We start from the raw sequence: 11,456 nt of genomic DNA, 5'->3' as shown, positions 1-11,456 counted from the left end.
GACTGAACCCTTAAGATCAGCAAACCCTACAAGACCCCAAGATCAGAAAGGATCTGAGATGACTGACCAACAGAACACTGCTGCGAACGAAGAAGAAACTGCACCGCAATTCTCCTTGCAGCGCATTTACGTGCGTGACCTGTCCTTCGAAGCTCCGAAAAGCCCGGCGATCTTCCGCCAGCAGTGGGAGCCGAGCGTTGGTCTGGACCTGRACACCCGTCAGAAAGCGCTGGAAGCTGACTTCCACGAAGTGGTGCTGACCCTGTCGGTTACCGTGAAAAACGGTGACGAAGTGGCGTTCATCGCTGAAGTTCAGCAAGCCGGTATCTTCCTGATCAAGAACCTCGACGAAGCCTCGATGAGCCACACCCTCGGTGCTTTCTGCCCGAACATCCTGTTCCCGTACGCTCGCGAAGCCCTGGACAGCCTGGTGACCCGCGGTTCGTTCCCGGCCCTGATGCTGGCTCCGGTGAACTTCGACGCGCTGTACGCGCAAGAAGTGCAACGCATGCAGCAAGACGGCGTACAGACCGTTCAGTAAGCGGTCCTGAGCACCAGAGCAATTTCAATGTGGGAGCGAGCCTGCTCGCGAAGAGGGAGTGTCAGAGACATCAATGTCGCCTGACACGCCTCTTTCGCGAGCAGGCTCGCTCCCACATTTGTTTTGTGGTGTTACTTAAAACCGAGCTGGCGCCAGCCTTCGTAAACCGCCACCGCCACGGTGTTGGACAGGTTCAGGCTGCGGCAGCCTTCGCGCATCGGCAGGCGCAAGCGCTGTTCGGCAGGCAGGGCGTCCAGCACCTCGGCTGGCAGGCCACGGCTTTCCGGTCCGAACAGGAAGGCATCACCCTCGGCGAAGCTGGCGTCGTGGAACAGCCGCGAGCCCTTGGTGGTGAAGGCGAACACGCGCGGATGGCCGAGGCTTTCCAGACAGCTTGGGAGATCAGAATGGCGCTGCAAAGTGGCATACTCATGGTAATCGAGGCCCGCCCGGCGCAGGCGCTTGTCGTCCATCTCGAAGCCCAGCGGTTCGATCAAATGCAGGTGGCAGCCACTGTTGGCGCACAGCCTGATAACGTTGCCGGTATTCGGCGGAATTTCTGGTTGGAAAAGGATGACGTGAAACATGCACGGCTCCGAAGGTAAAGATGGGCGGCATTCTACGCCTGAAGAGGACCCGAGACCGAAGCTATTCCCTCGGGTGATGGCCTCATTGGCGATTGTCGGTGTCATGGTCGGGATGATGATTGGTCGTCTGACCGAGCCGGACCCTACTGTATTACAGCAGGTTGAGGTCGAACCCGATGGTTTGGTGGTGTGGTTCAACAATGAACCCAAGACCCACGGCGAGTTCATCGACGGTAGCGTCGCGTTGCTGTTCGAGGCTGAGGGCAAGGCGCAAAACGGCCAGTTGAAGCTCAACGACAAGGACGTGAACTGGCGGGTGCGATTGAGTGACAAGGGCTTGTTGCTGACGCTGGTGGCGGCCCGCCCCCTGAAGGGTGAGTGGGCCGGCAGCGAGGTCAATGACCGCTGGCGGTTGGAGATCCATCTCCAGGAGCAATAAAAGAGGGAATCCCCGGCCTGCCTGTACCAAGGTTCCCCAAAACGGGAGGGGGTTCGTCGCGGTCTGCGTGATGAACCCCGGATGTAAAGAGGGGAATCCCCGGCCTGCCTGTACCAAGGCCCCCAAAACTGGGTAGTGAATCGAATCACTGATTGGACTATTGCAGGGGGCGTGCCAGGTTTTTATATGTAGCAACAAAAAACCTGCATGAAGCGCTGAAAGCCCCGTATTTCGGGGCTTTGTATTTTTTGTGCAATGGTTCTTCGTGTTGCTGGAGGCGGGATTTTGCTTGCCGTGAAGTGCGCGATTGCGGTTCACGGTGCATTGAGGCGGTGCACGCAACCCCTAAAAGCATCACGAGCAAGCTCGCTCCCACAGGGTTCAATGGTGTTCGCACATTGATGGAACACTGAAATCCACTGTGGGAGCGAGCTTGCTCGCGATTGGATCTGGAGATCAGCGAAGAGCTAAAGGCTGCTTAACCCTCATCCCCTTCATCGTCATCACCGCTATCGACCTTCATCCCCAGTTCCTTGATCTTGCGGGTCAAGGTGTTGCGGCCCCAGCCGAGTAATACGGCAGCGTCGCGGCGACGGCCGGCGGTGTGTTTGAGGGCGGTTTCGATCATGATCCGCTCGAAGCTCGGTACGGCGCTGTCGAGCAGACTCGACTGACCACGCGCCAACGCCTGGTCGGCCCACTGACGCAGCGCTTGCTCCCAGTTGGTCACCGGTGCCGAATCCTGCGGCAAGCTAAGCAGCTCTGGTGGCAGGTCACTGATGTGCACTTCGCGACCCGACGCCATCACCGTGATCCAGCGGCAGGTGTTTTCCAGCTGCCGTACGTTGCCTGGCCACGGCAGGTTCTTCAGGTATTCCTCGGTTTCGCTTTTCAGCAGCTTCGGCTCCACCGCCAGTTCTTGTGCGGCGCGGGCGAGGAAGTGCTTGGCCAGGGTCGGAATGTCTTCGCGACGGTCTGACAGGCGCGGAATGTGGATACGGATCACGTTCAGACGGTGGAACAGGTCTTCACGGAATTTCCCGGCGTGTACCAGGGTTTCCAGGTTCTGGTGGGTCGCGGCAATGRTGCGCACATCGACCTTGACCGGCACATGACCGCCGACGCGATAGAACTCGCCATCGGCCAGTACCCGCAGCAAGCGCGTCTGGGTGTCGGCCGGCATGTCGCCGATTTCATCGAGGAACAGTGTGCCGCCGTCGGCCTGTTCAAACCGTCCGCGCCGCAGGTTGGCCGCGCCGGTGAACGCGCCTTTTTCGTGGCCGAACAGCTCGGACTCCATCAGGTCCTTGGGGATGGCCGCCATGTTCAGCGCGATAAACGGCGAGGCCGCGCGCGGGCTGTGGCGGTGAAGGGCATGGGCCACCAGTTCTTTACCGGTACCGGATTCGCCGTTGATCAGCACGGTAATGTTGGAGTGGCTCAAGCGCCCAATGGCGCGAAACACTTCCTGCATCGCCGGCGCTTCACCGATGATTTCCGGAGTGCGGGCCAGGATTGGCGCCACTTCCAGGCCTTGCTGTTCCTGAGCGTGCTGGTTGGCGCGCTTGACCAGCGACACCGCTTCATCGACGTCGAACGGCTTGGGCAGGTACTCGAACGCACCGCCCTGATAGGACGCGACAGCGCTGTCCAGGTCGGAGTGCGCAGTCATGATGATCACGGGCAGCCTCGGGTGTTGCTCGCGAATCCGTGCCAGCAGGTCCAGGCCGCTGGTACCGGGCATGCGGATGTCGGAGATGATCACGTCCGGTTGTTGGCGCGCCAGGCGGCTCATCACTCCATCGGCGCTGTCGAAGCTTTGCGTGGTCATGCCTTCCTGTTGCAAGGCTTTTTCCAGGACCCAACGGATAGAACGGTCGTCATCGACGATCCACACGGTTTCACTACGGCTCATGTCGATGTGGCTCCTTGTTCCAGTGGCAGAAAGATCGAGAACGTGGTGTGGCCTGGATGGCTGTCACATTCGATCAGGCCCTGGTGCTGGCTGATGATGTTCTGGGTAATGGCCAGGCCGAGCCCGGTACCGTCCGGGCGGCCGCTGACCATGGGGAAGAAGATGGTTTCCTGCAGGTCTGCCGGAATCCCTGGGCCGTTGTCGATGATCTCGAGCTTGGTCACCAGGCGATGGCGCACGTGGCCAATGGTGAACTGGCGCATGGCGCGCGAACGCAGGGTGATGCGGCCCAGGCGCAACTCGTTCTGGGTGCTGATGGCCTGCATCGCATTGCGCACGATGTTCAGCACGGCCTGAATCATTTGCTCGCGGTCGATCAACACGTCCGGAATGCTCGGGTCGTAGTCGCGCACCAAAGTGATGCAACCTTGGCTTTCGGCTTCCACCAGATGACAGACGCGCTCCAGCACTTCGTGGACGTTGCACAGGGCAAGCGACGGCAGTTTGTTCGAGCCGAGCATGCGATCGACCAGATTACGCAGGCGGTCCGCTTCCTCGATGATGACGTTGGTGTAGTCCTTGAGGCTTTCTTCCGGCAGCTCGCGGGCCAGCAACTGAGCGGCGCCGCGAATCCCGCCGAGCGGGTTCTTGATCTCGTGAGCGAGGCCGCGCACCAGCATCTTGCTGGTTTCCTGCTTGGAGAGCTGCGCTTCTTCTTTGGTGATGCGCAGCAAGCGATCACGCGGGTGGACTTCGAGCAGCAGCAGCGTGTCGCCGTTGCTCAGGATCGGCGTCACCGCATAGTCGACGGTCAGGGTCTGGCCGGTCAGCGCGGTGAGCATCGCTTCGCGCTTGGTAAACGGGTGCGCTTGTTCGACCGCCTGGCGCAGGGAGTTAAGGGCTTCGGTCGACTCGGTGAACAGCTCGCTGATGAATTGCCCGTGGCTGCGCTGGCCGCTGATGGCCAGGAGCATTTCCGCCGCGGGGTTCATGTACTCAAGGCGCAGGTCGGCGTTGAGCAGAATGGTGGCGGTCGTCAGGTTGTCGAGTAGTAAGCGGTGCAGTGCGTCGCTGATGGTCATTAGGACCTCTTTTGGAGCGTGGCGGCTCAGAGACTGGTCTGAATCACGCGCGTGAACCGGGCGCTGATACGAGGAAAATGCAAAAACCAAACCAAGGCTCCGAAAAGAAGCGTTCAGGCCCTGAAACAGGCGTTTTAAGCGCGATTGCGTGGCGTTCTGCCGGTGTTCGCGGGTATTTTCGAACCAAAATGGGTTGGAATATGGGTAGGGTGCAGCGTATTGCACCAATATAGTGCGCAAACCTGAACAAGGTTCAGAAGAAAGAAAAAATCCCGACTTTTTCTTCTTCGGGCTTATCCGCGAGCGGGCATTCCGGGCGTTGGCCGTAATCGGTCAGTGTGCAAGGCTTGATCTGGCGCTTTTGCGCCAGGGAGATACGCAGCATATGGAATGGCTGATTGGCTGTGCGTTCGACAATCCGCCCGTGTTCGTCGAGGATTTCCACTGCCAGTTGATGGGTGCCGCGATCAATATTGCTCAAGGCGAACACCGGGCTGGGGCCGGGATCGGCAGTCGGTTGGCCGTCCAGTAACAACCGATAGCGATGGCCGCGCTGCAAGGTGGGTTCGTTGGTGACACTGACGATCACTTCCCCCGCGCTGTTGCGCACCGAAGCGTCCGGTTCCGGTACAAGTACGCGAAGCATGTCGTAGTGAAACAGTGGTTTTTCCTCAGGCTTTTTTGGGGCTGCTTGCGGTGCTGCACCGCCGGGATTGGCGGACATGCGATTACCTGGTGCCAGTGTGACTCGCTTGGCGTTTCCAGGGTGGGGTTGATCGGTGAAGACCCGATTGCCCTGGGCGTCGATGTAGGTGTAGACCTCGGCCTGCGCCGGCAGGGCGGTCAGCCACAGGCACATGGCGATTGTTGAGCACCTCACGGGAGGTGTACCCGCTGCACGGTGAAGGTGAGGGTCGGGCTTTGTTGCACCAGGCTTTCTCCAGCGAGCACCTGCACCGCGAGACTGTGTTCGCCGCGATCGATGTTCACCAGTTGCAAGCGCGGCACGTTGCTTGGCTGGCCGTAGGGTTGACCGTCCAGCAGCAATCGAAACACATGTGATCCTTGCAGGCGTGGCTGAATCTGCACGCCGACGGTGAAGGTGCCGTTATTGGCGCGCAGGGCTTCATCGCCGGGCAGTCCGGTCAGCTCCAGCACTGAATACACGGCGTTTTTGTCTGCGCGTGGGGGTGGTTGTCCGGGCACTATCGGTGGTTGGTGTTCGATGCTGTTGAGTGGCGGCAACTCGACGGCCTGACTCTTCACGCCATCGGGCGGCTGATTGCTGTAGGCGGTATTGCCGCTGGCGTCGGTGTAGCGGTAGATCTGCGCGGTGGCGGGCAGGGCGATCAGCATCAGGATGAACAGAAAACCACGACCCATAAAAAACGCCCAATAAACGAAAACGTTGGTTTGCAGCATAGGTCAGGGTTAAGTGTTGGCCCACATCACTAACACCCTGACACGAAAGATCAATAGATCTCGCTCAATTGCGGCTCTTATGGATGGGCGCTGCACAATTCGGCAGTGGCGCGTACCAGCGCTAGCTCACGCAGCGGCACTTGGGTCGCAGCTTTATTGGCTTTGGCCAGCCATGACGGGCAGTGTGGATCATTGCGATACGGGGTGAAATCGGCCAGTTGTTGCAGCAGGCGTGTTTGTAACAGATCGAGTTGCGGGCGGATCAGGCCAACGAGGTCGGGGCGAGGGTCGTTAGGTGCTTTGCCTTGTGCGTGCCAGTCGGACAAATGTGCGTACTGCACTAACTTGTTGGCTTCGATCTGCGCCGAGAAGAACTGCTCAACGGCTTCATTGCTCAATTTATAGTAGGGCGCCTCGGCGAGAGCGTCGGCAATGACTTCGCGTTCACGCTGACGATCCTCGACAGGCTTGCCGCTGTCCCACTTGCTTAGCGCGACCTTGTCAGCAATCACCAGTCGCTCTTGAATGGTGCTGAGCAGCGGGGCGAGGGCTGCGGGTGCCGGGGTTGGAGCTGGAGCATGAGTGGCAGTGGTGGCAGCGCAGGCGGTGTTGGCGAGCAGGGCGGTGAACAGTGTAAGGCTCAAGCGTAGGTACATGGGACGTCTCTTCTTCATTCCGTGGAAGGGCATGATGTCTATAACAGTAGGCCCGATAATAAGCGTTCGCCCACAAAAAAGGCCTCCCGAAGGAGGCCTTTTCACATTACGCCGCTTGCGCGAGCGTTACTGGATCAGCAGCTGTAGTACARCTCGTATTCCAGTGGGTGTACGAAGGTGCGTACTTTGATTTCTTCTTCGCTTTTCAGGGCGATGTAAGCGTCGATGAAGTCGTCGCTGAAAACGCCGCCTTTGGTCAGGAACGCACGACCTTTGTCCAGCTCTTCCAGGGCTTCTTTCAGGCTGCCGCAAACTTGTGGGATCTCTTTCGCCTCTTCAGGCGGCAGGTCGTACAGGTTTTTGTCAGCTGCATCGCCTGGGTGGATCTTGTTCTGGATGCCGTCCAGGCCAGCCATCAACAGTGCAGCGAAGCCCAGGTACGGGTTGGCTGCCGGATCCGGGAAGCGTGCTTCGATACGGCGAGCGCGAGGGCTCGACACGTAAGGAATACGGATCGAAGCGGAACGGTTGCGAGCCGAGTAGGCCAGCATTACCGGAGCTTCGAAACCTGGGACCAGACGCTTGTAGGAGTTGGTCGACGGGTTGGTGAAGCCGTTCAGGGCCTTACCGTGCTTGATGATGCCGCCGATGAAGTACAGGGCGGTGTCAGACAGGCCGGCATAACCTTCGCCAGCGAAGGTGTTCTTGCCATCTTTGGCGATGGACAGGTGAACGTGCATACCCGAACCGTTGTCGCCGTACAGCGGCTTAGGCATGAAGGTCGCGGTGCGGCCGTATGCATCGGCAACGTTGTGTACGCAGTACTTCAGGGTCTGAACTTCGTCAGCCTTGGCGACCAGGGTGTTGAACTTCACACCGATTTCGTTCTGGCCGGCAGTTGCCACTTCGTGGTGGTGAACTTCGATGACCAGGCCCATTTCTTCCATGGCGTTGCACATGGAGGTACGGATTTCGTGGTCGTGGTCGAACGGCGGAACCGGGAAGTAGCCGCCTTTGACGCCTGGACGGTGGCCKTTGTTGCCGCCTTCCACGTCCTGGTCGGACATCCACGAACCTTGTTCGGAGTAGATCTTGAACATCGAGCCGGAGATGTCGGACTTGAACTTCACTTCGTCGAAGATGAAGAACTCAGGCTCTGGACCGACGAAAACGGTGTCGCCGATACCGGTGGACTTCAGGTATTCCTCGGCGCGCTTGGCGATGGCACGTGGGTCACGGTCATAGCCTTGCATGGTCGAAGGCTCGATCACGTCGCAAACCAGGATCAGGGTCGGCTCTTCGGTGAACGGGTCCAGAACGGCAGTGGTGTCGTCCGGCATCAGGATCATGTCGGAAGCTTCGATGCCTTTCCAGCCAGCGATGGAGGAACCGTCGAACATTTTGCCTTCTTCGAAGAAAGCTTCATCCAGCGCATCGCGAGCCGGCATGGTCACGTGGTGCTGAGTGCCTTTTGTGTCCGTGAAGCGCAGATCAATCCATTTAACGTCATGATCTTTGATGAGTTGAACCGACTTCGACATAGTGTCCTCCGGGTGGCTTCGGGCGGGTAGTGGAGTGCCCTTAGAATGTGGGTGATGCCGGCGCGAATACTCTGCCTTGGCAACCTGCCTCACAAGGGAGCAAATTGCATGCCAGTGCCCCGACTTGGGTTTATTGCCCCAATATCACGCTTATAAAGGTGTAACGCGCTTTAAAACAGGAAATTTCGCCCCTTAATGTAGCGTTCAATTTCGCAAATGACCTGTTTTGGTGCATCAAAAACCTTATGCACATTAACTGGTTAAACCTTGAGCAATTTCCGCTATAATCCGCGCCCCCCTTTTTCGGCTGGCCCTGCGCGCGCTGTTTTCATGAAACTAATCGTAAAAGTCTTCCCCGAGATCACCATCAAGAGCCGCCCGGTACGGACGCGTTTCATCCGTCAATTGGCCAAGAACATCCGTGCTGTGCTCCGCGACCTGGACCCGGCTGTGGTGGTGAACGGCGTGTGGGACAACCTCGAGCTGGAAACGCACGTCAGTGACCCCAAGGCCTTGAAGGACATGACCGAGCGCCTGAGCTGCATGCCGGGCATCGCGCATTTCCTGCAGGTCGACGAGTACCCGCTGGGCGACTTCGACGACATCGTCGCCAAGTGCAAGCAGCACTATGGTGATTCGCTGGCCGGGAAGATCTTTTCGGTGCGCTGCAAGCGTGCCGGCAAGCACGAATTCAGCTCGATGGACGTCGAGAAATACGTCGGCAGCCAACTGCGTCGTCAGTGCGGCGCCGCCGGGATTTCGCTTAAACAGCCTGAAATCGAAGTTCGCATCGAAATTCGCGACAAACGGTTGTTTGTGATTCACAGCCAGCACAACAGCATCGGCGGCTACCCGCTCGGCGCGTTGGAACAAACCCTGGTGCTGATGTCCGGCGGTTTCGATTCCACCGTCGCGGCTTACCAGATTATGCGTCGCGGGCTGATGGCCCACTTCTGCTTCTTCAATCTCGGCGGACGTGCCCACGAATTGGGCGTAATGGAAGTCGCGCATTTCATCTGGAAGAAGTACGGCAGCTCCCAGCGCGTGTTATTTGTCAGTGTGCCGTTCGAGGAAGTGCTGGGAGAAATTCTCGGCAAAGTCGATAACAGTCATATGGGCGTAGTATTGAAGCGTATGATGTTGCGCGCTGCGTCCCGGATCGCTGATCGACTGGACATCGAGGCGCTGGTCACCGGTGAAGCGATTTCCCAGGTTTCCAGCCAGACGCTGCCGAACCTGTCCGTGATCGACTGCGTGACCGACAAGCTGGTGTTGCGTCCGCTGATCGCCAGTCACAAGCAGGACATCATCGACCTGGCCAACGAAATCGGCACCGCCGATTTCGCCAAGCACATGCCGGAGTATTGCGGGGTCATTTCGGTGAACCCCAAGACCCACGCCAAGCGTCCGCGCGTGGAGCATGAAGAGAAAGAATTCGATATGGCAGTGCTCGAGCGTGCGCTCGAGAACGCCAAGCTGGTGCCGATCGATCGCGTAATCGATGAATTGGGCCAGGACTTGCAGATTGAAGAAGTCAGCGAAGCGCTAGCCGGTCAGATCGTCATCGACATCCGTCACCCCGATGCCGCCGAAGACGACCCGCTGGAGCTTGCTGGCATCGAGGTACAAGCGATGCCGTTTTATGCTCTGAACGCTCGTTTCAAGGAACTGGACCCTACTCGCCAGTACCTGCTGTATTGCGACAAAGGCGTGATGAGTCGCCTGCATGCCCACCATTTGCTCAGTGAGGGACATGCCAATGTGCGCGTTTATCGACCGAGCTAAGAGCCCGGGGCTGTTTGCCTGTGGCCTGCGTCACCGGCCCCCCGACGCCGCCGTCAAGCTGTAACGGCAAGGCCTGACTCTACTGTAAATCGCTGCCAAGACTTGTCAGCACACCGAATCCTCTGATCGAGATACACAAGTGATCGAAAATCTACGCAACATCGCCATCATTGCTCACGTTGACCATGGTAAGACCACCCTGGTAGACAAGCTCTTGCGTCAATCCGGCACCCTGGAGCGCAACGAGCTCAACGACGAGCGCGTGATGGACTCCAACGACCAGGAGAAAGAGCGCGGTATTACCATTCTGGCGAAAAACACCGCCATCAACTGGAACGGCTACCACATCAACATCGTGGACACCCCGGGCCACGCCGACTTCGGCGGCGAAGTTGAACGCGTAATGTCGATGGTTGACTCCGTTCTGCTGCTGGTTGACGCTCAAGACGGCCCTATGCCGCAAACCCGTTTCGTGACCAAGAAGGCCTTCGAAGCCGGCCTGCGTCCGATCGTGTGCATCAACAAGGTTGACCGTCCAGGCGCGCGTCCGGACTGGGTTCTGGACCAGATCTTCGACCTGTTCGACAACCTGGGTGCCACCGAAGAACAGCTGGACTTCAAAGTCGTCTACGCCTCGGCCCTGAACGGTATTGCCGGTCTGGACCACACTGACATGGCTGAAGACATGACCCCGCTGTACCAGTCGATCGTCGACAACGTACCTGCGCCGAAAGTCGACCGTGACGGTCCGTTCCAGATGCAGATCTCCGCACTGGACTACAACAGCTTCCTGGGTGTTATCGGTGTTGGCCGTATCGCTCGTGGTCGCGTCAAGCCGAACACTCCGGTCGTGGCTATCAGTGCCGACGGCAAGAAGCGTAACGGTCGTATCCTGAAGCTGATGGGTCACCACGGTCTGCACCGTATCGACGTTGAAGAAGCTGCAGCAGGCGACATCGTGTGCATCAGCGGCATGGACTCGCTGTTCATCTCCGACACCCTGTGCCACCCGGACGCGGTCGAAGCGATGAAGCCGCTGACCGTCGACGAGCCAACCGTATCCATGACCTTTCAGGTCAACGACTCGCCTTTCTGCGGTAAAGAAGGCAAGTTCGTGACTTCCCGTAACATCAAGGAACGTCTGGACAAAGAGCTGCTGTACAACGTTGCACTGCGCGTTGAAGAAGGCGACTCGGCTGACAAGTTCAAGGTTTCCGGCCGTGGTGAGCTGCACCTCTCGGTACTGATCGAAACCATGCGTCGCGAAGGCTTCGAAATGGGCGTTGGTCGTCCTGAAGTGATCATCCGTCAGGTTGACGGCGTGAAGCAGGAACCGTTCGAAAACGTCACCATCGACACCCCTGAAGAATCCCAGGGCAAGGTCATGGAAGAGATGGGCCTGCGTAAAGGCGACCTGACCAACATGGTGCCGGATGGCAAAGGCCGTGTTCGTCTGGAATACAACATCCCTGCTCGCGGTCTGATCGG

Annotated in this window: 11 protein-coding genes; 4 read left to right on the top strand and 7 right to left on the bottom strand. The window is 58.5% G+C overall.

The window, feature by feature from the left end:
- The first annotated feature begins 58 nt into the window (after nucleotides 1–58).
- Nucleotides 59–541 carry a protein-export chaperone SecB gene (gene secB / locus AC1DH9_RS10475; protein ID WP_477808137.1) on the top strand — a complete coding sequence of 161 codons (483 nt, stop codon included), beginning with the start codon at nucleotides 59–61 and terminating at the stop codon, nucleotides 539–541.
- 131 nt (nucleotides 542–672) lie between these two features.
- Here the strand turns inward: secB and AC1DH9_RS10470 are convergent, their stop codons facing one another.
- Nucleotides 673–1,128 (bottom strand): tRNA (cytidine(34)-2'-O)-methyltransferase, encoded by a 456-nt coding sequence (locus tag AC1DH9_RS10470; RefSeq protein WP_427530625.1) that lies wholly within the window; start codon nucleotides 1,126–1,128, stop codon nucleotides 673–675.
- Here AC1DH9_RS10470 and AC1DH9_RS10465 point away from each other — a divergent pair.
- Nucleotides 1,127–1,567 carry a hypothetical protein gene (locus AC1DH9_RS10465; protein ID WP_427530623.1) on the top strand — a complete coding sequence of 147 codons (441 nt, stop codon included), beginning with the start codon at nucleotides 1,127–1,129 and terminating at the stop codon, nucleotides 1,565–1,567. The two genes, AC1DH9_RS10470 and AC1DH9_RS10465, sit on opposite strands and share 2 nt — an antisense overlap.
- A 478-nt stretch (nucleotides 1,568–2,045) precedes the next feature.
- Here AC1DH9_RS10465 and ntrC read toward each other — a convergent pair whose 3' ends face one another.
- From ntrC to glnA, 6 genes are all read right to left on the bottom strand, one after another.
- Nucleotides 2,046–3,482, bottom strand: a complete 1,437-nt coding sequence (ntrC, locus tag AC1DH9_RS10460; RefSeq protein ID WP_477808136.1) for a nitrogen regulation protein NR(I) — start codon at nucleotides 3,480–3,482, stop codon at nucleotides 2,046–2,048.
- Nucleotides 3,479–4,564 (bottom strand): nitrogen regulation protein NR(II), encoded by a 1,086-nt coding sequence (gene glnL, locus AC1DH9_RS10455; protein ID WP_054595169.1) that lies wholly within the window; start codon nucleotides 4,562–4,564, stop codon nucleotides 3,479–3,481. Before glnL ends, ntrC begins: the two co-directional genes overlap by 4 nt.
- A gap of 253 nt (nucleotides 4,565–4,817) precedes the next feature.
- Complete coding sequence (locus AC1DH9_RS10450; protein ID WP_427544726.1) at nucleotides 4,818–5,423, bottom strand: DUF4124 domain-containing protein; 606 nt, start codon at nucleotides 5,421–5,423, stop codon at nucleotides 4,818–4,820.
- Nucleotides 5,424–5,440: 17 nt separating this feature from the next.
- Complete coding sequence (locus AC1DH9_RS10445) at nucleotides 5,441–5,947, bottom strand: DUF4124 domain-containing protein (protein WP_427544720.1); 507 nt, start codon at nucleotides 5,945–5,947, stop codon at nucleotides 5,441–5,443.
- A gap of 116 nt (nucleotides 5,948–6,063) precedes the next feature.
- On the bottom strand, nucleotides 6,064–6,642 hold the full coding sequence (locus AC1DH9_RS10440; protein WP_427544722.1) for a chorismate mutase: 579 nt from the start codon (nucleotides 6,640–6,642) through the stop codon (nucleotides 6,064–6,066).
- Nucleotides 6,643–6,776: 134 nt separating this feature from the next.
- Nucleotides 6,777–8,183, bottom strand: a complete 1,407-nt coding sequence (gene glnA / locus AC1DH9_RS10435; protein WP_477808135.1) for a glutamate--ammonia ligase — start codon at nucleotides 8,181–8,183, stop codon at nucleotides 6,777–6,779.
- 330 nt (nucleotides 8,184–8,513) lie between these two features.
- On the opposite strand from glnA, the gene thiI reads away from it, so the two are divergent.
- Nucleotides 8,514–9,968, top strand: a complete 1,455-nt coding sequence (gene thiI / locus AC1DH9_RS10430; RefSeq protein WP_427544724.1) for a tRNA uracil 4-sulfurtransferase ThiI — start codon at nucleotides 8,514–8,516, stop codon at nucleotides 9,966–9,968.
- Between the two features lie 139 nt (nucleotides 9,969–10,107).
- The coding region (locus tag AC1DH9_RS10425) for a GTP-binding protein TypA/BipA (RefSeq protein WP_477808134.1) at nucleotides 10,108–11,456 on the top strand (1,349 nt) is incomplete at its 3' end.

It is taken from the genome of Pseudomonas sp. 05T35, from assembly GCF_056396605.1.
Note: the sequence above shows the minus strand (reverse complement) of the source record. Positions and strands in the feature narration are given on the sequence as shown.